Below are 25,141 nucleotides of genomic sequence, written 5' to 3' on the forward strand. Positions count from 1 at the left end.
GCGCTCCATTAATGGGCGTGCCGCTTCCATTCAGTGCAAAAACCACACTGAATATCTGGCCAATTCCAGCCCTACCCCAACGAATTCGCGACTCTGCGCGACTTGGCACAACCACTGCATTAACGTTTGCAACTGACATAAAGCCCGACCTTCAACGACGAAGGCCAGGCTTCCCGAGAGAACGGGACAAGGACAAAGGCGTCCTCGCTAGGTAACTGGCGGGACGCCTTTTTTGTTTGCGCCATTTTTGTCGAGCAAGGCCTGACTGCCCACAAGAGGCAAGCCCGATGCTCCCGGAGAACCTGATGAAAAAACTCAAACTGGTGATGATCGGTAATGGCATGGCCGGGGTCCGTACCCTGGAAGAACTGCTGAAACTGAGCAACGAGCTGTACGACATCACGGTCTTCGGCGCCGAACCGCACACCAACTACAACCGCATCCTGCTGTCGCCGGTATTGGCCGGCGAGCAGACCTTCGAAGAGATCGTGCTCAACGACCTCGACTGGTACCTGGAAAACGGCATCAAACTGCTGCTCAACCGCAAAGTGGTGGAGATCGACCGGGTCAAACGCCGGGTGATCGCCGAAGACGGCACCGAGGCCGAATACGATCGCCTGCTGATCGCCACCGGCTCGACCCCGTTCATCCTGCCGATCCCCGGCAACACCTTGCAGGGCGTGATCGGTTACCGCGACATCGCCGACACCCAGGCGATGATCGACACCGCAAAAACCCACAAGCACGCCGTGGTGATCGGCGGCGGCCTGCTCGGCCTCGAAGCGGCCAACGGCCTGATGCTGCGCGGCATGCACGTCACCGTGGTGCACCTCGGTGAATGGCTGCTGGAGCGGCAACTGGACAAGACCAGCGGCCAGCTCCTGCAAACCGCCCTCGAGGCCCGTGGCCTGCACTTTCGCCTGTGCGAACAGACCCAGGCCCTGCACGAAGCCGGTAATGGTCGGGTCGGCTCGGTGCAGTTCAAGAACGGCGACATCATTCCCGCCGATCTGGTGGTCATGGCCGCCGGCATTCGCCCCAACACCGAACTCGCGGAAAAGGCCGGCATCCCGTGCAATCGCGGGATTCTGGTCAACGACACCCTGCAAACCTACGACCCGCGCATCTATGCCATCGGTGAGTGCGCCAACCACCGTGGCATCGCCTACGGCCTGGTGGCGCCGCTGTTCGAACAGGCCAAGGTCTGCGCCAACCACCTGGCCCAACTGGGCTTCGCCCGTTATCAGGGCTCGGTGACGTCGACCAAATTGAAGGTCACCGGCATCGACCTGTTTTCCGCCGGCGACTTCATGGGCGGCGAAGGCACCGAGACCATCACCCTCTCCGACCCGATCGGCGGGGTGTACAAAAAACTGGTGATCAAGGATGACGTGCTGGTCGGCGCCTGTCTGTACGGCGATACGGCAGATGGCGGTTGGTATTTCCGGCAGATTCGTGAGAATCACGCCATCGGCGAGATCCGCGATCACTTGATGTTTGGTGAAAACGCCCTCGGTGACGTAGGACATCAGGGCCAGGACAAAGCCATGAGCATGGCCGACAACGCCGAAGTCTGCGGCTGCAACGGCGTGTGCAAGGGCAGCATCGTCAAGGCGATTCAGGAACATGGCCTGTTCAGCGTCGACGAAGTGAAGAAACACACCAAGGCCGCCAGCTCCTGCGGCTCCTGCGCCGGTCTGGTCGAGCAGATCCTGATCAACACCGTCGGCGGCGCGGCGGACGTCAAACCGAAAAGCGAAAAAGCCATCTGCGGTTGCAGCGATCTCAACCATGGCCAGATTCGCCAGGCCATTCGCGAGCAGCACCTGCTGACCATCGCCGGCACCATGAGCTACCTCAACTGGCGCACCCCGAACGGCTGCGCCACCTGCCGTCCGGCCCTCAACTATTACCTGATTTCAACCTGGCCCGGCGAAGCCAAGGACGATCCGCAGTCGCGCCTGATCAACGAGCGGGCCCACGCCAACATCCAGAAGGACGGCACCTATTCGGTGGTGCCACGGATGTGGGGCGGCGTGACCAACCCGTCGGAACTGCGGCGGATCGCCGACGTGGCGGACAAGTATCAGGTGCCAATGGTCAAGGTCACCGGCGGCCAGCGCATCGACCTTTTGGGAATCAAGAAACAGGACCTGCCCGGTGTATGGAAAGACCTCGACATGCCGTCCGGCCACGCCTACGGCAAATCCATCCGCACCGTGAAAACCTGCGTCGGCAGCGAGTTCTGCCGCTTCGGCACGCAGAATTCGACCCAGTTGGGCATCGACCTCGAACATGACCTGTTCAACATGTGGTCGCCACACAAAGTGAAGCTGGCGGTCTCCGGATGCCCACGCAACTGTTCGGAAGCGGGGATCAAGGACGTAGGCATCATCGGCGTCGATTCCGGCTGGGAGATGTACATCGGCGGCAACGGCGGGATCAAGACCGAAGTCGCCGAGTTCTTCGTCAAGCTCAAGACCGCCGAGGAAGTGCGCGAGTACAACGGCGCGTTCCTGCAGCTGTACCGCGAAGAAGCCTTCTACCTCGAACGCACCGTGCACTACCTGCAACGGGTCGGCATGGAGCACATCAAGAAAGCTGTGCTGGAAGATCCCGAGCGCCGCAAGGCCCTGAACGAGCGCCTGCAATTCTCCCTGTCGTTCGAACAGGATCCGTGGAAAGAGCGCCTCGCCCAGCCGCAACTGAAAAAAGAATTCGACGTGATTCCCGTGAAAAACCTGGAGGTGCCGGCATGAACTGGCTCGATATCTGTGCCCTGGAAGAGATCAACGCCCTCGGTTCGCGGATCATCGCCGGGCCCAAAGGTGACATTGCGATCTTTCGTACAAGCGACGACGAAGTTTTCGCACTCGATGACCGCTGTCCGCACAAGGGCGGCCCGTTGTCCCAAGGACTGATCTACGGCAAACGTGTCGCCTGCCCGCTGCACAACTGGCAGATCGACCTGCAATCCGGCGAAGCCCAGGCCCCGGACGTCGGCTGCGCGCACCATCACCCGGCCCGAGTGGAAAACGGCCGCGTGCAACTGGCCCTGCGGGACGCCGTCTGATGAACCGCCAGACGACCGCCTCGACCTGCTGTTATTGCGGGGTCGGCTGCGGCGTGCTGATCGAGCATGACGGCGAGCGCATCCTCGGCGTCAGCGGTGATCCGGCGCATCCGGCCAACTTCGGCAAACTGTGCAGCAAAGGCTCGACCCTGCACCTGACCGGCGACTTGGCGGCACGGGCGTTGTACCCGGAACTGCGCCTGGGCAAAGGCCTGGCGCGCAGCCGTTGCGACTGGGACACCGCACTGGATCACGCCACCCAGGTCTTCGCCGAAACCATCGCCGAACACGGCCCGGACAGCGTGGCGTTCTACATCTCCGGGCAATTGCTGACCGAGGATTACTACGCCTTCAACAAACTGGCGCGGGCGCTGGTTGGCACCAACAACATCGACAGCAATTCGCGGCTGTGCATGTCTTCGGCGGTGGTCGGTTACAAGCGCAGCCTCGGCGCCGACGCTCCGCCGTGCAGCTATGAAGACCTGGAGTTGAGCGATTGCGTGGTGATCGTCGGCAGTAACATGGCCTACGCGCATCCAGTGCTTTTTCGCCGCCTCGAAGAAGCCAAATCCCGCCGCCCGCAGATGAAAGTCGTCGTCATTGATCCACGGCGCACCGACACTTGTGATTTGGCCGACCTGCATCTGGCGATTCTGCCGGGCACCGATGTCGCTTTGTTCCATGGGATTTTGCATCTGCTGTTGTGGGAAGACTGGATCGACCGCGACTTCATCAAGGCCCACACCGAAGGCCTCGCCGAGCTTAAAAGCCTGGTGCGCGACTACACGCCGGCGATGGTTTCGCAGTTGTGTGGGATCAGCGTCGAGCAGTTGCAGCAATGCGCCGAATGGATCGGCACATCACCAAGCTTTCTGTCGCTGTGGTGCATGGGCCTGAACCAGTCCACCGCCGGTAGCGCGAAAAACAGCGCGCTGATCAATCTGCACCTGGCCACCGGGCAAATCGGCCGGCCGGGTGCAGGACCTTTCTCCCTGACCGGTCAGCCGAATGCCATGGGCGGGCGCGAAACCGGCAGCCTTTCCAACCTGTTGCCAGGCCATCGTGAAGTCGCCAATCCAGAGCACCGCGCAGAAGTCGCGGCGTATTGGGGTGTGGATAAGCTGCCGGAAAATACCGGTCTCAGCGCCATCGAACTGTTTGAACAAGTGCGCAGCGGCAAGATCAAGGCGTTGTGGATTGCCTGCACCAATCCCGCGCAATCGATGCCGGACCAGAACGCCGTGCGCGCCGCGCTGGAGGCTTGTCCGTTCGTGGTGTTGCAGGAGGCGTTTCGCACCACCGAAACCGCAGCGTTTGCCGATCTGCTGTTGCCGGCGGCCAGTTGGGGCGAGAAGGAAGGTTCGGTGACCAACTCCGAGCGACGGATTTCCCACGTCCGCCAGGCCATTGCCGCACCGGGTGAAGCACGACCGGACTGGGCGATCACCGTAGATTTCGCACAACGCCTGGAGAAGCGTCTGCGCCCGCAGCAGCCGGGGCTGTTTGCGTTCGAACAACCGGCGCAGCTGTTTGACGAGTACAAACAACTGACCCGTGGCCGCGATCTGGATTTGTCCGGGATCAGCCATCGGTTGATTGATGAGCTGGGTCCACAGCAATGGCCCTTCCCCGCTGGCGCCCGCCAAGGTACAGCCCGGCTGTATGGCGACGGTATCTTTCCTACGCCGAACGGGCGCGCACAGTTCGTTGCCGATCCCTATCGCGCCGCCAAAGAACAACGCGACGCGCGCTTTCCACTGACCCTGATCACTGGCCGCCTGCGTGATCAATGGCACGGTATGAGCCGCACCGGCACGGCGGCGCAACTGTTCGGCCATGTCAGCGAAGCGATGTTGAGTCTGCATCCGGACGAATTGCGCCGTCACCGCTTGCAGCCTGGGGATCTGGTGAATCTGAAAAGTCGTCGAGGCTCAGTGATCGTGGCGGTCGCCAGCGATGACAGCGTGCGTCCGGGCCAGGCGTTCCTGCCGATGCACTGGGGCGATCGTTTCCTCAAGGGCGGCGTGAACAGCCTGACCCTACCCGCCTTCGATCCTTTGTCGAAACAACCGGAACTCAAGCACAGCGGTGTGCGGCTGGAAACGGTGGACTTGCCATGGCAACTGTTCGCACTGATCGAGGGCGATGTTCAACGGCATTTCGAGGCGCTTCGACCGCTCTGCGAGGCGTTTTCCTACGCAAGTCTCAGCCTTGTCGGACGTGAACGGCCTGCGCTGCTGATACGCGCAGCCAGCGTCGTGGCGCCAGAACCGCAATTGCTGGGTGAAATCGACCAGTGCCTGGCCCTGATCGATGGGCCGGTGCTGGCGTATGACGATCCTCGCCGCGCCATTGGCAAACGGGTACGCATCGAAAACGGGCGAATCACCGCGATCCGCCTTGCCGGTGAAACCCTCGCCCAGCACTGGTTGCAAGGTCTGTGGCTCGAAGGCCGCGCCGACGAACAACTGCGGCGCTGGCTGCTGGCACCGATGAGTGCGCCGCCGGGCAATGCCGGCGTGCAGACTGTGGCGGACAAGACCCTGTGCAACTGCAAGAACGTCAGCCACAGCGCGGTCTGCGCCGGTATCCGTGATGGCCTGGATCTGCAGGGTTTGAAAAATACATTGGGGTGCGGCACGCAATGCGGTTCCTGCGTCCCGGAAATCAAGCGCTTGCTGGCCGCCGACGTGCGTCCGGTCGCCGTCATCTGAAGAGGAAAACACCATGAACGCGAAAGTCTGGCTGGTGGGCGCGGGTCCCGGTGATCCTGAATTGCTGACGCTCAAAGCGGTGCGGGCCTTGCGCGAAGCTGAGGTGGTGCTGATCGACGATCTGGTCAATGAGGCGGTACTTGAACACTGCCCTGCTGCGCGGATCATTGCCGTCGGTAAACGCGGCGGCTGTCGTTCGACGCCTCAGGCGTTCATCCATCGGCTGATGTTGCGTTACGCCCGTCAGGGCAAATGCGTGGTGCGGCTCAAGGGCGGCGATCCGTGCATTTTCGGGCGCGGGGGTGAGGAAGCGCAGTGGTTGCGTGAGCGCGGGGTCGAGGTGGAACTGGTCAATGGCATCACCGCCGGACTGGCCGGCGCGACCCAGTGTGATATCCCGCTGACGTTGCGCGGCGTGGCCCGGGGTGTGACGCTGGTCACGGCCCACACTCAGGACGACAGCCAGTTGAACTGGCGGGCCTTGGCGCAGGGCGGCACGACGCTGGTGATTTACATGGGAGTGGCGAAGCTCGGCGAGATTCGCGAGCAACTGCTGGCGGGCGGTATGGCGGCGGGTACACCAGTGGCGATGATCGAAAATGCCTCGTTGCCAGAGCAACGCGAATGCCGCAGTGATCTGACAGCGATGGAGGACGATGCCCTTGGTTTCCAGCTCAAGAGTCCTGCGATTCTGGTCATAGGCGCCGTCGCAGCAGCCGCGCCCCAGGTCGACTCGATTGGCTGGGTAGCTGATCGCCTGGCCTGACAATCTCTGGCGTCACCAAATCGCAGGCAAAGAAAAGCCCGGCCTAAGCCGGGCTTTTCTCGTAGCGGCAGCTAATTACTTAGCTTGAGCTTCAACCTGCGCTTCTACGCGACGGTTAACAGCGCGGCCAGCTTCAGTTTTGTTGTCAGCAACTGGGCGGGATTCGCCGTAGCCGATCGACTGAACGCGGGACGATTCAACACCGTACTGGTTGGTCAGAACTTGTTTAACGGCGTTTGCACGACGCTCGGACAGTTTCTGGTTGTAAGCGTCAGGACCGACGGAGTCAGTGTGACCTTCAACAGTAGTGGTGGTGGATGGGTACTGCTTCATGAAGTCAGCCAGGTTTTTGATGTCGCCGTAGCTGTTTGGCTTAACAACCGACTTGTCGAAGTCGAACTTCACGTCCAGCTCAACACGAACAACTTCAGCAACTGCTGGGCAGCCATCAGCGTCAACAGTTACGTTGGCTGGGGTGTCCGGGCACTTGTCAACGTTGTCGCAAACGCCGTCGTTGTCGCTGTCGGAGCAGACTTCAGCCGGTGCTGGAACTGGAGCAGCAGCTGGCTTGGAGCCGCCACCGAAGTTCACACCGATACCGACGCTAGGAGCCCACTCGGTGTCGCCCTGGTCGATGTTGTACTGAGCTTCAACGCCAGCACGGGCGTAGAAGTTGTCGGTGAAGTACAGCTTGGCACCAGCGCCCAGGTTGGCGAAGGTGGAACGGTTACGACCGTTCGAACCGTTCTGGTCGATGCTCTGGTCAGAGAAACCGGCCGAAACGTATGGACGCAGCATGTCGCCTGGGTTGTTGAAGTGGTACAGAGCGTCCAGAGCGGTGTTGGCGCCCTTGACGTTCTTGCCATCGTCGGCACGCACGTTGTGCACTTCGTCGTAGCCCAGACGCAGTTCAACGTCGTCGGTCAGGAAGTAACCGATCGAACCGCCGAACAGGTTGCCGTTGTTCTTGAAGTTACGAGCGCTGTCGAATTGTTCTTTCTTTGCGAAGCCTTCGATTTCAACTGCGCCTTGGCCTTGTGCCAGAGCGCCGAAAGAAGTGGCGGCAATCAAAGAACCAATGGCCAAGCCCAAGGTGTTTTTCAGTTTCATCCGTTAAATCCCCATCTGGTGATTGTGAAGCAGTCCCGCAAACCGGGGGACAACTCGGCGGCAAGTCTATCAGAACTTGCCTACACGTAAGAGATATTTGCGCCGAACTAAGTTTCAGCAATGCCTGCAAATTTCTCACGCAATTTATCAAGAGCGCGTTTGTAACGCATTTTTGTCGCACTCAAACCCATGTGCATGATGTCTGCGATCTCCTGAAACTCCAGCTCTGCGACAAATCGTAGCACCAGAATTTCCCTGTCGATCGGGTTCACATACACCAGCCAGCGATCCAGTCCGCCCTTCTCCTCGGGTTTCGGCGCCTTTTCTTCGGACGCTTCCTCGAGGGGGTCAAGACTCAAAGCGTCCATCAAGCGACGCTTTCGCCGTTCCTTCCGATACTGTGTGATGCATTCGTTGTAGGTGATGCTGTATAGCCATGTCTTGAACTTCGATTTCCCCTCGAAGTTCTTCAGGCCATACAGCACCTTCAACATCACTTCCTGACAGACATCGTCTGCGTCGCGATCGTTCCCAAGATATCGTGCGCACACGTTAAATAATGTCCGCTGGTAACGCCGCATCAGTTCTTCGTAGGCGCGCGTCACGTGAAAAAGCTCGGTATGCGAGCGCGCGACCAACTCCTCATCAGAGAGCTCGCGGGGATCGTAGCGCGTGGATAGCGTTTGGGCTTTATTCAAAACAAGTCGTGCCGACAGTCAGGTCAATGTCCACCGCAGCCAGCGACAGCTGGCATTTTGCGGCGGCATACATTAGCAGGGTTTGCCGGGTTAGCGGCTACTCACATGCTGTTCCAGCAGGATCCGATTGGAGAGAGAGACTAGCTCACCCTCATCGGTCAGCAATGTGGTCTTAACCGTGCCGATCTCTTCGATCTGGCCTTCGACCTCGCCAATACGCACTTGTTGCCCAACCTGATACAACTCACGCACATAGATTCCCGCAAGAATCTGACCGGCAATTTCCCGGCTTCCCAAACCCATGGCCAGCGCAACCGCCAGACCAACGGTAATCAATACGATGACGATCACATGGTTCAGCAGGTCGGTCTTGACCTCCAACTGACTGATTGCGACCGAAATGCTGATGATGATCACCAAGCCCTGGGCAATTCGCCCAAGTCCTGAAGCGTAGTCCAGGCCTACGCCTTCTGCCGCCCCGCGAACCAGGCCATTGGCCAATTGCGCAAGCAGGACACCCACCAGCAACACCAGCGCGGCACCGAATACTTTCGGCAAATACAGCGCCAGCATGTCAAGCGTAGCTGAAACTCGCTCAAGTCCAAGGGATTCTGCTGCCGAAACCAGAAAAATCAGCAGAACGAACCAGTAAACGATTTTGCCGATCAACGTGGAGATCGGCACTTGCAGCCCCGCGCGGGACATCAATTTGGTCAGGCCGGTGCCGCCCATCAGGCGATCAAGCCTCAGTTTGGCCAGCAACTTGGACAACAAGGTGTCCAGCAGCTTGGCCACGACGAAACCCAAGAGCAGCACAACCAGTGCGCCGAACAGGTTAGGAATGAAGTTAGCGACTTTGGTCCACAACGCAGTCATTGCAGTGACGAGGCTCTGAGTCCAGAGATCAAGTTCCATATTCAATCAGCCTTATCAGCAGTGCGAGCGGTAGGTTTACGGAGACGTGAGACCGGCGCGACATGAGCCGAGCCGTTATTCAGGGCGATCATCAGCGCGGGCAGCCAGCGGCCCAGCAGGCTGAACAGATCGCCGGCGCCAACCTGGCGGTTGGCGGTTTTGAGCACGCGACCCAGGCAGGCATCGTCGTCGCGGCTGGACGGCGAAGCGTTGAGCATGTCGCGCAAAGACTGTTCAAACGGATCGTGCATACGCACCTCTCGTGATGTCTGTGAAAGACGCGGGCAAATTTGGTCGGGTCACATGATGCATCGTCAGACCCAGCGCAAACGGCGGAACAACCACCACTGACCGAACGCCAGGGCGAGCACCGTCAGGCAGGCGATAAGGAAGCCATAAGGGCTGCTGGCGAACGGTATTCCGCCAACGTTTATGCCCAACAGACCGGTAATAAAACTCATCGGCAAGAAGATGCAGGTGATGATCCCGAAGCGATACATCGTGCGATTCATGTGCACGCTCAAGCGCCGGTCTTCGGCTTCCAGCACCAGCCCCACGCGTTCTCGGGTCAATTCGAGCTCTTCGAGATAACGGGTCAGGCTGTTGTTCAATTCGTTCCAGTAGTCGGCATCGTCATCGACGAACCACGGCAGCTTTATCCGCGTCAGCTGTCCGAAAATATCCCGCTGCGGTGCCAGAAAACGCTTCAGTCCGGCGGCCCGGCGACGGATATGCAAAATGGCGCCGTGCTCGGGGGTATACCGTTCGTCGGCATCCAGTTTTTCTTCCTCTTCATCGACCACTTCGGAGAGACAAGTCACCAGATCCTGCACCTTGTTGGTGAGGAATTGCGCCAGATACAGCATCAGTTCGGACGAGGTTTTCGGCCCCTTCCCCTCGCCCAGCATCACAAGCAACTCGTCAGTGGCGCGCAATGGCCGCAAACGCAGGGAAATCACTCGCTGGGCAGAAGCAAAGATCCGCACCGATACCATGTCTTCCGGCTCGGCGCCGGGGTTGAGATTGACCCCGCGCAAAAAAAGCAGCAGCTCGGAATCCGGCAGCGGCAACAGGCGTGGACGGGTGTTTTCTTCCAGCAGCAGGTCGCAGGTGAACTCATTGAGCCCACTGGATTTACGCAGCCAGGTCTGGGTCTGCGGGTGACTGCGATCCCAGTGCAGCCACAGGCTTTCATGAGCCTGCAGCTGCAGATCGTCGAGATCAGTCCGGGCTATCGAACGCGCACCGCCTTTACCGTCCAGCACCAGGGCATGCACCAGCCCCCATTGCGCGTTTTCTTCCTCGAACATCCTCACCCCTGTGGTTACCGCGATTTATTCAGGCATTTTCAGCGGACTTGGCGAGATGATCACGCCATTGTTGTCCGCATAGATGTACTGGCCGGGATGGAAGGTCACACCCGCGAAGGTCACCGGCACGTTGAGGTCGCCGAGACCGCGTTTTTCAGTCTTTTTCGGATGGCTGGCCAGGGCCTGAACGCCGAGATCGGTCTGGGCGATGACGTCCACATCACGGATGCAGCCGTAGATCACCAGCCCTTCCCAACCGTTTTTCGCGGCTTTCTCGGCGATCATGTCGCCCAATAGCGCGCAGCGCAGGGAACCACCACCATCGACCACCAGCACCTTGCCGTTGCCCTTGAGCTCGGCTTGCTCCTTGACCAGCGAGTTGTCTTCGAAGCATTTGATGGTCACGATTTCGCCGCCGAACGAATCACGGCCGCCGAAATTGCTGAACATCGGTTCCAGCACCTGAACCAGCTCCGGATAGGCGTCGCACAGGTCAGGCGTAAGGTAATGGTTCATCGAAAAACTCCTGTAACAAGGAAGACGATCAAGGATGTCGCACTCTTTTGAAACGAGTTCCGGCGGTCGCTGTTTACCTTAGACCATGTCATGGTCGCTGAACGAACCTGAACACAGGCTGAAACGTAATAGCAAAACAGTCACTAAATATGACCAGAACCGTCCAATGCGTCATATCTTAGCCGCAAGCCGACGCGAACGAAATGCCCTTTTCAGGGCGCCGCGTTCAGACCGCTGCCGCCAGATCCGGCTTCTCGCCAAGCAATGGCGTGTGCTGATCTGCCAGCCAGCGCGCCACCAGCGGCCAGACCTCGGCCTGTGCCGCTTTGCTGACCAGCATCTCGACATGCCCGAACTGATCGTTGAAACCCTGCTCACGGCCCAGGTTGATGAACTGCTTGTGCTCGGAGCCAATCTGTTCGAACAGTTTCCTGCAGGCCCAGGCAGGATCCTGATGATCCCCCGCCGCGCTTACCGCCAGCACTGGGACCTGCACGTCGGCAAGACCTGCCCACCAATCCTTGTCCTTGTCGCCGAAACGCCCGAACAGTCCGTACCAGCGCATGCTTTCGAGCGCCAGGCCGATCGGCTCGTCCTCGGGGCCGCGCTTGAGTCGCGAGCCGGACAACTGGGCAAAACGCTTGAGAATGAAGCGCCCACTCCACTCCACCGGCGGAATCTTCAGCGGCCAGTACGTGCGGCTGACCTGCGTGCCGAAAAACGCCGCCGACGCCACCGCCGGTTCACCGAGGTATTCGCCGCCCAGCGCGGCCGCCAACGTGATGCCACCCAGCGAGTGGCCGATCCAGTGCGGAATCTGCCCGCTCTGCTCACGGACGAACGCGGCAATCGCCGGCAGATCGTAACGGGCATAGTCGGCGACCCGGTTGCGGCGGTAGTCCTCGTTGCGCTGGGACAGACCGTGACCGCGCATTTCCGGGATCCACACATCGAAACCCAGACGCGTCAGATACGCGCCCAGACCCAGGCCCTTCGGCGAGAACCAGAAGCGCCGATTGGAAAAACTGCCGTGCAGCAAGATCACCGGCACGCCGCGCGACGCCGGCTCATCGGCCATGCCGAGGCGGGTCACCGCGATTTCCACGGACCAGTCAGGGCTGTTGCCCGGTTTCAAACGATAAACGTCTTCGCTCAGATCACCGCGTCGCTCGGCGCTGATCAGGGCGACAGGAAATAGGTTGCTGCTGCTTTGCATAATGCTCTTGCACAAAAAAGGGCGGCATCCGGAGAGCTCGCCCTACTTCAATCTTAAAGCCCCGACCCGGTTCAACGGGCCGGGGCTTCATTCACGGCTTATTCCGCCGCCTGGCCTTCGGCAAGGAAGAACCAGGTTTCCAGCACGGTGTCCGGGTTCAGCGACACGCTTTCGATGCCCTGCTCCATCAGCCACTTGGCCAGGTCCGGGTGGTCCGAAGGACCCTGACCGCAGATGCCGATGTATTTGCCGGCCTTGTTGCACGCGGCAATCGCGTTGGCCAACAGCTTCTTGACCGCCGGATTACGCTCGTCGAACAGGTGCGCAATGATCCCGGAGTCACGGTCCAGACCCAGCGTCAGCTGGGTCAGGTCGTTGGAGCCGATCGAGAAACCGTCGAAGAATTCGAGGAATTCTTCAGCCAGGATCGCGTTGGATGGCAGTTCGCACATCATGATCACGCGCAGGCCGTTGTCGCCACGCTTGAGGCCATTCTCGGCCAGCAGATCGACCACCTGGCTGGCTTCGCCGAGGGTACGGACGAACGGCACCATGATTTCGACGTTGGTCAGGCCCATCTCGTTGCGCACGCGCTTCAGCGCACGGCACTCGAGTTCGAAGCAGTCACGGAACGATTCGCTGATGTAACGCGAAGCGCCACGGAAGCCCAGCATCGGGTTTTCTTCTTCCGGCTCGTACAGTTTGCCGCCGATCAGGTTGGCGTATTCGTTGGACTTGAAGTCCGACAGACGCACGATGACTTTCTTCGGAGCGAACGCAGCGGCCAGGGTGCTGATGCCTTCAACCAGTTTCTCGACATAGAAGCCGACCGGATCGTCGTAACCGGCGATGCGCTTGTCGACGCTTTCCTTGATGTCCTGCGGCAGGCCGTCGTAGTTCAACAGCGCTTTCGGGTGCACGCCGATCATGCGGTTGATGATGAATTCCAGACGGGCCAGGCCCACACCAGCGTTCGGCAGCTGCGCGAAGTCGAAGGCGCGGTCCGGGTTGCCGACGTTCATCATGATCTTGAACGGCAGCTCCGGCATGGCGTCCACGGAGTTCTTCTTGATGTCGAAGCCCAGTTCGCCTTCGAAGATGTAACCGGTGTCGCCTTCGGCGCAGGACACGGTCACGCCCTGGCCGTCCTTCAGCAGTTGGGTGGCGTTGCCGCAACCGACGACGGCCGGGATTCCCAGCTCACGGGCGATGATCGCCGCGTGGCAGGTACGGCCGCCACGGTTGGTGACGATGGCGCTGGCGCGCTTCATGACCGGTTCCCAGTCCGGGTCGGTCATGTCGGAGACCAGCACGTCGCCCGGCTGGACCTTGTCCATCTCGGAGACGTCCTTGATGATCCGCACCTTGCCGGCGCCGATGCGCTGGCCGATGGCACGACCTTCCACCAGCACGGTGCCGGTTTCCTTCAGCAGGTAACGTTCCATGACGTTGGCCTGGGTGCGGCTCTTCACGGTTTCGGGACGGGCCTGCACGATGTACAGCTTGCCGTCGTCACCGTCCTTGGCCCACTCGATGTCCATGGGGCAGCCATAGTGCTTCTCGATGATCATCGCCTGCTTGGCCAGCTCGCTGACTTCAGCGTCGGTCAGGCAGAAACGCGCGCGGTCAGCCTTGTCGACATCAACGGTTTTCACGGAACGACCGGCCTTGGCCTCGTCGCCGTAGATCATCTTGATGGCCTTGCTGCCCAGGTTGCGGCGCAGGATCGCCGGGCGACCGGCCTCCAGCGTGCCCTTGTGGACATAGAATTCGTCCGGGTTCACCGCGCCTTGTACGACGGTTTCGCCCAGGCCGTAGGCGCCGGTGATGAACACCACGTCACGGAAGCCGGATTCGGTATCGAGGGTGAACATCACGCCGGCGGTGCCGGTTTCCGAACGCACCATGCGCTGCACGCCGGCCGACAGGGCGACCAGCTTGTGGTCGAAGCCCTGGTGCACGCGGTAGGAAATGGCGCGGTCGTTGAACAGGGAAGCGAACACTTCCTTGGCCGCGCGGATGACGTTTTCCACGCCACGGATGTTCAGGAAGGTTTCCTGCTGACCGGCGAACGAAGCGTCCGGCAAGTCTTCAGCGGTGGCGGAGGAACGCACGGCCACGGCCACGTCAGGATTACCGGCCGACAACGCGGCGAACGCGGTGCGGATCTCGGTGTTCAGTTTTTCAGGGAATTCGGCTTCCATGATCCATTGGCGGATCTGGGCGCCGGTCTTGGCCAGGGCATTGACGTCATCGACGTCCAGCGCATCGAGGGCCTTGTGGATCTGATCGTTCAGACCGCTCAGTTCCAGGAAGTCGCGATAGGCTTGCGCCGTGGTGGCGAAGCCGCCGGGGACCGAAACACCGGCACCGGCCAGGTTACTGATCATCTCGCCCAGGGATGCGTTCTTGCCCCCCACATGCTCAACATCGTGTTTGCCGAGCTTATCGAGGGAAACTACGTACTCTACCAAGGTGATCTCTCCACTAACTGTGTTGGAAAAGCTCAGAAACCGGCGGCTCGGGGGAGCGTTGGCCGGCTGTATGGCCTGGACCTGGAAAATAAGTGAGAATGCGGGCCAATGGCGGCCGACAAATCGTGCCTATCATATCCAGAAATGCTCATTAGCTTAAGGCCCAAGGTGCAAATGAAACGATCTGCTTTCTTTATCTCCGATGGCACCGGCATCACCGCCGAAACCCTGGGTCAAAGCCTTCTGGCGCAGTTCGAAAACATTACCTTCAGCAAATTCACGCGCCCCTACATCGACAGCGTTGAAAAAGCGCGGGCCATGGTACAACAAATCAACAAAGCCGCTGAAACCGACGGTTTCCGGCCGATCATCTTCGACACCATCGTCAATCAGGACATCCGTGAGATTCTCGCAACCTCCAATGGTTTCATGATCGACATCTTCTCGACGTTCCTCGCCCCGCTCGAACAGGAACTGACCGAGCATTCTTCCTACACCGTCGGCAAATCCCACTCCATCGGTCACAACTCCAATTACATGGAGCGCATCGAAGCGGTGAACTTCGCTCTGGACAACGACGACGGCGCCCGCACCCACTATTACGACAAGGCCGACCTGATACTAGTGGGCGTGTCGCGTTGTGGTAAGACGCCGACGTGTCTGTACATGGCGATGCAGTTCGGCATCCGTGCGGCCAACTATCCGCTGACCGAGGACGACATGGAACGCCTGCAACTGCCGGCCGCCCTGCGCGCCCACCAGCACAAGCTGTTCGGCCTGACCATCGACCCGGACCGCCTCACCGCGATCCGCAACGAACGCAAGCCCAACAGCCGCTATTCGAGCTACGCCCAGTGTGAGTTCGAAGTGCGCGAGGTGGAAAACCTGTTCCGCCGCGAGAACATCCCGAACATCAACTCCACGCATTTTTCAGTGGAAGAGATTTCCGCGAAGATTCTCGTGGAAAAAGGCGTCGAGCGGCGCTTCAAATAGCTCTGCGGTGTCTGATCTGACGCCTTCGCGGGCAAGCCCGGCTCCCACAGGTGTCGTGGCGTTTGCAATAATTGCATCCGATACAAAACCCTGCGGGAGCGTGGCTTGCCCGCGAAGAACGATAACGCGGTCCCTCAGATCACAAACAAATCGACAAACCGGTTCACCGGCGTGGCTTCAAGCCGCGCCTGATCCTTGCACAGCGCAAGAATCTCCCCGCTGTGCTGTCCGGTGAAGCGGGTCGCCAGATTTGTCCGGAATTTGTCCTCCAGCAACGGAATGCCCTCAGCGCGACGCCGGCGATGGCCGATCGGGTACTCCACCACCACGTTTTCCGTGCTCGAACCGTCCTTGAAAAACACCTGCACCGCATTGGCGATCGAGCGCTTGTCGGCCTCCAGGTATTGGCGGGTGAAACGCGGATCTTCGACGATGACCATTTTTTCGCGCAGCACATCGATGACCGGATGGGCCTTGTGGAAATCATCCTCGTACTGCTCAGCCACCAGATTGCCGAACGCCAGCGGCACGGCGGTCATGTACTGGAGGCAGTGATCGCGGTCGGCGGCGTTGGCCAGCGGCCCGACCTTGGAAATGATGCGAATCGCCGACTCATGCGTGGTGATGACAATCCGGTCGATCTCATGCAGACGATTGCGCACCTGCGGATGCAGGGTCACAGCGGCTTCGCAGGCGGTCTGCGCGTGGAATTCGGCGGGGAAGCTGATCTTGAACAGCACGTTTTCCATCACGTAACTGCCGAACGGCCGGGAGAAGCTGAAGGCGCGTTTGTCTTCAGGCTTGAGCGCCAGATCGTTGTTGGTGTGGCTGAACAGAACGTCGTAAAAGCCCCACTGCTTGGCACTCAAGACGCCGGGAATGCCCATTTCGCCGCGCATCGCGATATCCGCCAGCCGCACGCCTCGGCTCGACGCATCCCCCGCCGCCCAGGATTTTCGCGAACCGGCGTTCGGCGCATGGCGGTACGTGCGCAACGCCTGACCGTCGGCGAACGCATGGGACAACGCCGATAACAGCTGCTCACGGTTGGCGCCCATCAGTTTGGCGGTCACGGCAGTCGAGGCCACTTTCACCAGAATGACGTGATCGAGGCCTACACGATTGAAGGAGTTTTCCAGGGCGATCACGCCTTGAATCTCGTGGGCCATGATCATGGCTTCGAGTACATCGCGTACCGTCAGCGGCGCTTCACCATTGGCCAGACGCTTTTGCGACAGGTGATCGGCCACCGCGAGAATCCCGCCGAGGTTATCCGACGGATGGCCCCATTCAGCGGCGAGCCAAGTGTCGTTGTAATCGAGCCAGCGCACGATGCAGCCGATGTCCCACGCCGCTTTCACCGGGTCGAGGCGATAGGAGGTGCCGGGGACTCGCGCGCCGAACGGCACGATGGTGCCTTCGACGATAGGTCCAAGGTGCTTGGTGCATTCGGGGAAACGCAGGGCCAGCAGACCGCAGCCCAGGGTGTCCATCAGGCAGTTACGGGCGGTGTCGAGGGCTTCGGTGGATTTGATTTTGCAGGTGAGGACGTAATCGGCGATGTCCTGCAGGACACGGTCGTAGTCGGGGCGGTTGTTCAGGTCGACGTTGGCGCTCATGTTCGATTCACTCTTGAAAGTGGTTCGTTGATGGGACCTCGGTTCAGGCTGAGTCTTGGTTTTAAACCATTCTTATTGTTGAAATACAGAACCTGTGGGAGCGGCGGTGCGACGATTCGACTTGCCCGCGAATGGGCCGCATATCCAGCGTTGATGTTGCCTGATACACCGCCTTCGCGAGCAAGCCCGCTCCCACATTTGCTGCTGCGCTGGGTCAGAAAGAGTCGCCAGGGACGCGGACGTAACCTTCCATCAGGACGCGCGCACTACGGCTCATGATCGCCTTCTTCACCACCCACTCACCGTTTTCCAGGCTAGCTTCTGCGCCAACACGCAACGTCCCGGACGGATGCCCGAACCGCACAGCATTGCGCTCAACACCACCCGCCGCCAGATTCACCAAGGTGCCGGAGATAGCTGCTGCAGTGCCAATCGCCACCGCCGCCGTCCCCATCATTGCGTGGTGCAGCTTGCCCATCGACAACGCCCGCACCAGCAGATCCACATCCCCGGCGCCAATGGCCTTGCCGCTGGACGCGACGTAATCCGCAGGTTTGGCGACAAACGCCACTTTCGGCGTGTGCTGACGCTTGGCCGCTTCATCCAAACTGGAAATCAGCCCCATGCGCAAAGCACCGTAGGCGCGAATCGTCTCAAACATCTGCAAAGCCTTCGGATCGCTGTTGATCGCGCTTTGCAGTTCGGTGCCGGTGTAGCCGATGTCTTCGGCGTTGACGAAGATCGTCGGGATACCCGCGTTGATCATGGTCGCCTTGAACGTGCCGACACCCGGCACTTCCAGCTCGTCGATCAGGTTGCCGGTGGGGAACATCGAGCCACCGCCGCCCTCTTCTTCCGCCGCCGGGTCCATGAATTCGACCTGGACTTCGGCGGCCGGGAAGGTTACGCCGTCGAGCTCGAAATCACCGGTTTCCTGGACTTCGCCATTGGTGATCGGCACGTGGGCAATGATGGTCTTGCCGATGTTGGCCTGCCACACGCGAACCACCGCCACGCCGTTGTGAGGAATGCGGCTGGCGTCCACCAGGCCGTTGCTGATGGCGAACGAACCGACCGCCGCCGACAGGTTGCCGCAGTTGCCGCTCCAGTCCACGAACGGCTTGTCGATCGACACCTGACCGAACAGGTAATCGACGTCGTGATCGGCCTTGATGCTTTTCGACAGGATGACGGTTTTGCTGGTGCTGGACGTTGCGCCGCCCATGCCGTCGATCTGCTTGTCGTACGGGTCGGGGCTGCCGATGACCCGCAGCAGCAGCGCATCGCGGGCCGGGCCGGGAATCTGCGCGGCTTCGGGCAGATCCTTGAGGCTGAAAAACACGCCTTTGCTGGTGCCACCACGCATGTAGGTGGCGGGGATTTTTATTTGCGGTGCGTGAGCCATGGTGCTCCTTAACGAAGACATGGGACTTGAAGTCCCATGCCCACATCAGTTGATTTAAACGGCAACCGCCGACTCTTCGAGGAAGTCCTGGGCAAAGCGCTGCAACACGCCGCCGGCCTCGTAGATCGACACTTCTTCAGCGGTATCCAGACGGCAGGTCACCGGCACATCAACGCGTTCGCCGTTCTTGCGATGGATCACCAGCGTCAGGTCGGCACGCGGCGTGCGCTCGCCGATCACGTCGTAGGTTTCGCTGCCATCGATACCCAGGGTCTTGCGGTCGGTGCCCGGTTTGAACTCCAGCGGCAACACGCCCATGCCCACCAGGTTGGTGCGGTGAATGCGCTCGAAACCTTCGGCGGCAATCGCTTCCACACCCGCCAGACGCACGCCTTTGGCCGCCCAGTCGCGGGACGAACCCTGGCCGTAGTCGGCGCCGGCGATGATGATCAGCGGCTGCTTGCGTTCCATGTAGGTTTCGATGGCTTCCCACATGCGCATCACTTGGCCTTCCGGCTCGACACGGGCCAGCGAACCCTGCTTGACCTTGCCGTTTTCCACGACCATTTCGTTGAACAGTTTCGGGTTGGCAAACGTCGCGCGCTGTGCGGTCAGGTGGTCGCCACGGTGGGTCGCGTAAGAGTTGAAGTCCTCTTCCGGCAGGCCCATTTTCGCCAGGTATTCGCCGGCGGCGCTGTCGAGCATGATCGCGTTCGACGGCGACAGGTGATCGGTGGTGATGTTGTCCGGCAGCACCGCCAGCGGGCGCATGCCCTTGAGCGGGCGCGCCCCGGCCAGCGCGCCTTCCCAGTAAGGCGGACGGCGGATGTAGGTGCTCATTTCGCGCCAGTCGTACAGCGGCGCAACTTTGGGGCCGGTGTCTTCATGGATGGCGAACATCGGGATGTAGACCTGACGGAACTGCTCGGGCTTGACCGAGGATTTCACCACCGCGTCGATTTCTTCGTCGCTCGGCCAGATGTCTTTCAGACGGATTTCCTTGCCGTCGACCACGCCCAGCACATCTTTCTCGATATCGAAGCGGATGGTGCCGGCAATCGCGTAGGCCACCACCAGCGGCGGCGAAGCGAGGAAAGCCTGCTTGGCGTACGGGTGGATCCGCCCGTCGAAGTTACGGTTACCGGACAGCACAGCGGTAGCGTACAGGTCGCGGTCGATGATTTCCTGCTGGATCACCGGATCCAGCGCGCCGGACATGCCGTTGCAGGTGGTGCAGGCGAAGGCGACGACGCCGAAACCGAGCTGCTCCAGCTCCGTGGTCAGCCCTGCTTCATCGAGGTACAGCGCCACGGTTTTCGAACCCGGTGCCAGCGACGACTTGACCCACGGCTTGCGGGTCAGCCCAAGCTTGTTGGCGTTGCGCGCCAGCAGGCCGGCGGCGATCACGTTGCGTGGGTTGCTGGTGTTGGTGCAACTGGTGATGGCGGCGATGATCACCGCGCCGTCAGGCATTTGCCCCGGCACGTCCTCCCACTGGCCGGCGATGCCTTTGGCGGCCAGATCCGACACCGCCACGCGAGCGTGCGGGTTGCTCGGGCCGGCCATGTTGCGCACCACCGAAGACAGATCGAAGGTCAGGCCACGCTCGTATTGCGCACCTTTCAGGCTGTCGGCCCACAGACCGATCTGCCTGGCGTATTGCTCGACGAGCTGCACTTGCTGGTCTTCGCGACCAGTGAGTTTCAGGTAGTCGATGGTCTGCTGGTCGATGTAGAACATCGCCGCCGTGGCGCCGTATTCCGGGGCCATGTTGGAAATGGTCGCGCGGTCGCCGAGGGTCAGTGCCGAAGCACCTTCGCCGAAGAACTCCAGCCACGCGCCGACCACTTTCTGTTTGCGCAGGTATTCGGTCAGCGCCAGCACCATGTCGGTGGCGGTGATGCCCGGTTGCAGCTTGCCGGTCAGCTCGACACCGACGCTTTCCGGCAGGCGCATCCACGATGCGCGGCCGAGCATCACGCTTTCAGCTTCGAGACCACCGACGCCGATGGCAATCACGCCCAGCGCATCGACGTGCGGGGTATGGCTGTCGGTGCCGACGCAGGTATCCGGGAACGCCACGCCGTCGCGCACCTGAATCACCGGCGACATTTTCTCCAGGTTGATCTGGTGCATGATGCCGTTGCCCGGCGGGATCACGTCGACGTTCTTGAAGGCCTTCTTGGTCCAGTTGATGAAGTGGAAGCGGTCTTCGTTTCGCCGGTCTTCGATGGCGCGGTTCTTCTCAAAGGCCTGCTTGTCAAAGCCGCCCGCTTCCACCGCCAGCGAGTGGTCGACGATCAGTTGTGTCGGCACCACCGGGTTGACCTGCGCCGGGTCGCCGCCCTGTTGGGCAATCGCGTCGCGCAGGCCGGCCAGATCCACCAGTGCGGTCTGGCCAAGAATGTCGTGGCACACCACGCGGGCCGGGAACCACGGGAAGTCGAGGTCGCGTTTGCGCTCGATCAGTTGTTTCAGGGAATCGGTGAGCGTGGCCGGGTCGCAGCGACGCACGAGGTTTTCCGCCAGCACGCGAGAGGTGTACGGCAGGGTGTCGTAGCTGCCGGGCTGGATCGCATCGACAGCCGCGCGGACGTCGAAAAAGTCCAGCGGCGTGCCGGGCAGGTTCTTGCGAAATTCTGTGTTCATCGGTCAGGACTCGGTCACGGTAGTTTCAAAGAGGGGGCGCCTGTGCCGGCGCCCTCCCCGGTCAGCGCTGTTCGATTGGCACGAACTTGCGCTGTTCGACGCCGGTGTACTCGGCGCTTGGACGGATGATGCGGTTGTTGGCACGCTGTTCGAATACGTGCGCCGCCCAGCCGGTCAGGCGCGAGCAGACGAAGATCGGGGTGAACAGCTTGGTCGGGATGCCCATGAAGTGGTACGCCGAGGCATGGTAGAAGTCGGCGTTGGGGAACAGTTTTTTCTGTTCCCACATGGTCTTGTCGATGGCTTCGGAAACCGCGAACAACACCTTGTCGCCCACTTCGTCGGCGAGTTTTTTCGACCAGCCCTTGATCACCTCGTTGCGCGGATCGCTGTCCTTATAGATCGCGTGGCCGAAGCCCATGATCTTGTCCTTGCGCTCGAGCATGCCGAGGGTGCCCTTGATCGCCTCTTCCGGCGACGAGAAGCGCTCGATCATTTCCATCGCCGCTTCGTTGGCGCCACCGTGCAGCGGGCCGCGCAAGGAACCGATGGCCGCCGTGACGCAGGAATACAGATCGGACAGGGTCGAAGCGCACACCCGAGCGGTGAAGGTCGAGGCGTTGAATTCGTGCTCGGCGTAGAGGATCAGCGAGACGTTCATCACCTTGACGTGCAGTTCGCTCGGCTTCTTGTCGTGCAGCAGGTGCAGGAAGTGGCCGCCGATGGACTGCTCGTCCGTCACGCAATTGATGCGTTTGCCGTCGTGGCTGAAGCGATACCAGTAGCACATGATCGCCGGAAAGGCGGCCAGCAGACGGTCGGTCTTGTCGCGTTGCTCGGAGAAGTCTTTTTCCGGCTCGATATTGCCCAGGAACGAGCAACCGGTGCGCATCACGTCCATCGGGTGGGCGTCGGCGGGGATGCGTTCCAGCACTTCCTTGAGTGCTTGCGGCAGGTCGCGCAGCTTGCTCAGCTTGCCTTGATAGTCGGCGAGTTGCGCCTTGGTCGGCAGCTCTCCGTAGAGCAGCAGGTACGCCACTTCTTCAAATTGTGCGTCGGCTGCCAGTTCGCGCACGTCGTAGCCGCGATAGGTCAGCCCGGCACCGGCCTGGCCCACGGTGGACAGTGCGGTTTGCCCGGCGACCTGGCCCCGGAGCCCGGCGCCACTGAGTACTTTTGCTTCGGCCATTGTTGTCTCCAATCTTGAATTTATTAGGGAGTACGGTTGCGGCTTACTTCTTCGCCGCAAACAACGCGTCGAGCTTCTGCTCGAAGGTGTGGTAATCGATGCGATCGTAGAGCTCCATGCGAGTCTGCATGGTGTCGATGACATTCTGCTGAGTGCCGTCGCGGCGGATCGCGGTGTAGACGTTTTCCGCAGCCTTGTTCATCGCGCGGAACGCCGACAGCGGGTACAGCACCAGCGACACGTCGGCGCCGGCCAGTTGCTCGGTGGTGTACAGCGGCGTCGAGCCGAATTCGGTGATGTTGGCCAGGATCGGCGCCTTCACGCGGCTGGCGAACAGCTTGTACATCTCAAGCTCGGTGATGGCTTCCGGAAAGATCATGTCGGCGCCGGCCTCGATGCACGCGGCGGCGCGATCCAGTGCCGATTCCAGGCCTTCAACAGCCAGCGCGTCGGTGCGCGCCATGATCACGAAGCTGTCGTCGGTGCGGGCATCGACGGCAGCCTTGATGCGGTCGACCATTTCCTGCTGGGTCACGATCTCTTTGTTCGGACGGTGACCGCAGCGCTTGGCGCCGACCTGGTCTTCGATGTGAATCGCCGCCGCGCCGAACTTGATCATCGACTTGACGGTGCGGGCCACGTTGAACGCCGAGGCGCCGAAACCTGTGTCCACGTCCACCAGCAGCGGCAGGTCGCAGACGTCGGTGATGCGGCGCACGTCGGTCAGCACGTCATCCAGGCCGGTGATGCCCAGGTCCGGCACGCCGAGGGAGCCGGCAGCCACCCCGCCACCCGACAGGTAGATCGCCTTGAAACCGGCGCGCTTGGCCAGCAGCGCGTGGTTGGCATTGATCGCCCCGACCACTTGCAGCGGATGTTCGCTGGCGACCGCATCGCGGAAACGCTGGCCTGGAGTGCTCTTGTTGGAACTCATGACTCACCTCGTTCAGTGGCTGTCTTGTGGTCGGCGCCGTCCTGGTAATGACGGGCGATGTTGCGTTTCGAGGCGCCGATGTGACGGCGCATCAACAATTCCGCGAGCTCGCCGTCACGGTCGGCGATGGCATCGAGAATCCGGTGGTGTTCGGCAAAGGCCTGGCGCGGGCGATTGGGCGTGGTGGAAAACTGGATGCGGTACATGCGCACCAGTTGATAGAGCTCGCCGCAGAGCATTTGCGTAAGGGTGCGGTTGCCGCTGCCCTGGATGATCCGGTAGTGAAAGTCGAAATCGCCTTCCTGCTGGTAGTAGCCGACGCCGGCCTGGAACGCTGCATCGCGTTCGTGGGTTTCCAGCACCCGGCGCAGTTCGTCGATTTCTTCGACGCTCATGCGTTCGGCCGCCAGACGGCAGGCCATGCCTTCGAGGGATTCGCGGATTTCGTAGAGTTCGAGCAATTCGGCGTGGCTCAGCGACACCACCCGCGCACCGACGTGCGGTACGCGCACCAGCAGGCGCTGGCCTTCCAGACGATGGATCGCCTCGCGCAGCGGCCCGCGGCTGATGCCGTAGGTGCGCGCCAGTTCCGGCTCGGAGATCTTGCTGCCCGGGGCGATCTCGCCTTTGACGATGGCCGCCTGGATGCGCCGGAAGACGTTTTCCGAGAGCGTCTCGGAATCGTCGCCGCTGATCACCGGGGGATCGAGTTGATCCAGCATATTGTCAACACCTTCAAATCCAATGCGGCAAAAACTAGCGAATCAACCCGCATCAGTCAAAGGATAAATAGAGATTGTCGACAATCGTCTAATAAGCCTGCGTGTCAGCCCCAAGGGTTATAGACCGGCCCCGGCGCTGGCGCCATAAAACCACCGTGCTAGAATGCCGCCCGCATTTGCGAGTCATTTGCACGGCTTGTCATAAAAAGCTGATAGGCACACGAAGGCGATGACCAGACAGGATTTCCTGATGCCATGGCCCTGAACCGAGAACGGAACGCTGCTCGCCAGGATTTATGAGACTCAAGCCCTTCCCCACATTCTTTGCACTGTTTTGCCTGCCCGGCCTTGCTGCGGCGGGGGAAAAGACCGTGTACGGCCTCAACGAATACGCTGCCCTCGACGGGATCAACCTGGAAGTGGCGGCGAAACTCGACACCGGGGCGAAAACCGCCTCCCTGAGTGCCCGCGACATCAAACGCTTCAAACGCAACGGCGAGTCCTGGGTACGTTTCTACCTGGCCATCGACGCCGCGCATTCGCACCCGATCGAACGGCCTCTGGCCCGGGTCAGCAAGATCAAGCGCCGCGCCGGCGACTACGACCCGGAAGAAGGCAAGAAGTACACCGCCCGCCCGGTGATCGAGCTGGACATCTGCATGGGTTCGGCAATGCGCAGCATCGAAGTGAACCTGACCGACCGTAGTGCGTTCCAATACCCGCTTTTGATCGGCTCCGAGGCGCTGAAACGCTTCGATGCGCTGGTCGATCCCAGTCTTAAATACGCTGCCGGCAAACCCGCCTGCGCCATCGCCGCTCATACCGCCGAGTAATTTCC

The 25,141-nt window shown here is 60.7% G+C and carries 20 protein-coding genes; 6 read left to right on the plus strand and 14 right to left on the minus strand.

The annotated features are described in order from the left end of the window. The first annotated feature begins 305 nt into the window (after positions 1-305). From nirB to cobA, 4 genes are read left to right on the plus strand one after another with little or no spacing between them, the layout of a single operon-like run. A complete protein-coding gene (gene nirB / locus ACTJK9_RS25310; protein WP_440817037.1) occupies positions 306-2,759 on the plus strand; it encodes a nitrite reductase large subunit NirB in 2,454 nt (817 codons plus the stop codon). Further along, on the plus strand, positions 2,756-3,073 hold the full coding sequence (gene nirD, locus ACTJK9_RS25315; RefSeq protein ID WP_007951992.1) for a nitrite reductase small subunit NirD: 318 nt from the start codon (positions 2,756-2,758) through the stop codon (positions 3,071-3,073). The genes nirB and nirD overlap by 4 nt, the downstream gene beginning before the upstream one ends. Continuing rightward, on the plus strand, positions 3,073-5,787 hold the full coding sequence (locus ACTJK9_RS25320; RefSeq protein ID WP_440817040.1) for a nitrate reductase: 2,715 nt from the start codon (positions 3,073-3,075) through the stop codon (positions 5,785-5,787). Before nirD ends, ACTJK9_RS25320 begins: the two co-directional genes overlap by 1 nt. 13 nt (positions 5,788-5,800) lie before the next feature. Next, positions 5,801-6,553, plus strand: a complete 753-nt coding sequence (gene cobA / locus ACTJK9_RS25325) for a uroporphyrinogen-III C-methyltransferase (protein ID WP_440817042.1) — start codon at positions 5,801-5,803, stop codon at positions 6,551-6,553. A gap of 75 nt (positions 6,554-6,628) precedes the next feature. Here the strand turns inward: cobA and ACTJK9_RS25330 are convergent, their stop codons facing one another. The 8 genes from ACTJK9_RS25330 to ppsA form a co-directional block, all read right to left on the minus strand. After that, a complete protein-coding gene (locus ACTJK9_RS25330) occupies positions 6,629-7,663 on the minus strand; it encodes an OmpA family protein (protein ID WP_011333252.1) in 1,035 nt (344 codons plus the stop codon). 107 nt (positions 7,664-7,770) lie between these two features. After that, a complete protein-coding gene (sigX, locus tag ACTJK9_RS25335; RefSeq protein WP_011333251.1) occupies positions 7,771-8,361 on the minus strand; it encodes an RNA polymerase sigma factor SigX in 591 nt (196 codons plus the stop codon). Between the two features lie 90 nt (positions 8,362-8,451). Next, complete coding sequence (locus ACTJK9_RS25340; RefSeq protein WP_440817045.1) at positions 8,452-9,276, minus strand: mechanosensitive ion channel family protein; 825 nt, start codon at positions 9,274-9,276, stop codon at positions 8,452-8,454. 2 nt (positions 9,277-9,278) lie between these two features. Further along, the gene (locus ACTJK9_RS25345) at positions 9,279-9,527 is read right to left on the minus strand and encodes a hypothetical protein (protein WP_007951986.1); all 249 of its coding nucleotides are present in this window, start codon (positions 9,525-9,527) and stop codon (positions 9,279-9,281) included. A 63-nt stretch (positions 9,528-9,590) separates the two neighbouring features. Next, positions 9,591-10,586, minus strand: a complete 996-nt coding sequence (locus tag ACTJK9_RS25350) for a zinc transporter ZntB (RefSeq protein ID WP_085613279.1) — start codon at positions 10,584-10,586, stop codon at positions 9,591-9,593. A 24-nt stretch (positions 10,587-10,610) separates the two neighbouring features. Further along, on the minus strand, positions 10,611-11,102 hold the full coding sequence (gene rraA / locus ACTJK9_RS25355; protein ID WP_011333248.1) for a ribonuclease E activity regulator RraA: 492 nt from the start codon (positions 11,100-11,102) through the stop codon (positions 10,611-10,613). Positions 11,103-11,328: 226 nt separating this feature from the next. Then, positions 11,329-12,318 carry an alpha/beta fold hydrolase gene (locus ACTJK9_RS25360; protein WP_011333247.1) on the minus strand — a complete coding sequence of 330 codons (990 nt, stop codon included), beginning with the start codon at positions 12,316-12,318 and terminating at the stop codon, positions 11,329-11,331. Between the two features lie 98 nt (positions 12,319-12,416). Then, positions 12,417-14,792 (minus strand): phosphoenolpyruvate synthase, encoded by a 2,376-nt coding sequence (gene ppsA, locus ACTJK9_RS25365; RefSeq protein WP_085649398.1) that lies wholly within the window; start codon positions 14,790-14,792, stop codon positions 12,417-12,419. 174 nt (positions 14,793-14,966) lie between these two features. Here ppsA and ppsR point away from each other — a divergent pair, with 174 nt between their 5' ends. Next, on the plus strand, positions 14,967-15,785 hold the full coding sequence (gene ppsR, locus ACTJK9_RS25370) for a posphoenolpyruvate synthetase regulatory kinase/phosphorylase PpsR (protein ID WP_007951980.1): 819 nt from the start codon (positions 14,967-14,969) through the stop codon (positions 15,783-15,785). Between the two features lie 134 nt (positions 15,786-15,919). Here ppsR and prpD read toward each other — a convergent pair whose 3' ends face one another. The 6 genes from prpD to ACTJK9_RS25400 form a co-directional block, all read right to left on the minus strand. Then, entirely contained in the window at positions 15,920-17,404 is a 1,485-nt protein-coding gene (gene prpD, locus ACTJK9_RS25375; protein WP_440817049.1) for a 2-methylcitrate dehydratase, read from the minus strand. 214 nt (positions 17,405-17,618) lie between these two features. Further along, a complete protein-coding gene (gene prpF, locus ACTJK9_RS25380) occupies positions 17,619-18,809 on the minus strand; it encodes a 2-methylaconitate cis-trans isomerase PrpF (RefSeq protein WP_221399101.1) in 1,191 nt (396 codons plus the stop codon). 54 nt (positions 18,810-18,863) lie between these two features. Further along, positions 18,864-21,458 (minus strand): Fe/S-dependent 2-methylisocitrate dehydratase AcnD, encoded by a 2,595-nt coding sequence (gene acnD / locus ACTJK9_RS25385; RefSeq protein WP_085613274.1) that lies wholly within the window; start codon positions 21,456-21,458, stop codon positions 18,864-18,866. A gap of 61 nt (positions 21,459-21,519) precedes the next feature. Further along, a complete protein-coding gene (prpC, locus tag ACTJK9_RS25390; protein ID WP_074687616.1) occupies positions 21,520-22,647 on the minus strand; it encodes a bifunctional 2-methylcitrate synthase/citrate synthase in 1,128 nt (375 codons plus the stop codon). A 43-nt stretch (positions 22,648-22,690) separates the two neighbouring features. After that, on the minus strand, positions 22,691-23,581 hold the full coding sequence (prpB, locus tag ACTJK9_RS25395; RefSeq protein WP_007951973.1) for a methylisocitrate lyase: 891 nt from the start codon (positions 23,579-23,581) through the stop codon (positions 22,691-22,693). Further along, positions 23,578-24,300 (minus strand): GntR family transcriptional regulator, encoded by a 723-nt coding sequence (locus ACTJK9_RS25400; protein ID WP_178076500.1) that lies wholly within the window; start codon positions 24,298-24,300, stop codon positions 23,578-23,580. Before ACTJK9_RS25400 ends, prpB begins: the two co-directional genes overlap by 4 nt. Before the next feature lie 299 nt (positions 24,301-24,599). On the opposite strand from ACTJK9_RS25400, the gene rloA reads away from it, so the two are divergent. Then, a complete protein-coding gene (gene rloA, locus ACTJK9_RS25405) occupies positions 24,600-25,136 on the plus strand; it encodes a retropepsin-like aspartic peptidase RloA (protein ID WP_011333239.1) in 537 nt (178 codons plus the stop codon). Positions 25,137-25,141 lie beyond the last annotated feature (5 nt).

Origin of the sequence: Pseudomonas sp. 22082 (assembly GCF_052046055.1) — a bacterium.
Lineage (GTDB): Bacteria > Pseudomonadota > Gammaproteobacteria > Pseudomonadales > Pseudomonadaceae > Aquipseudomonas > Aquipseudomonas pharyngis.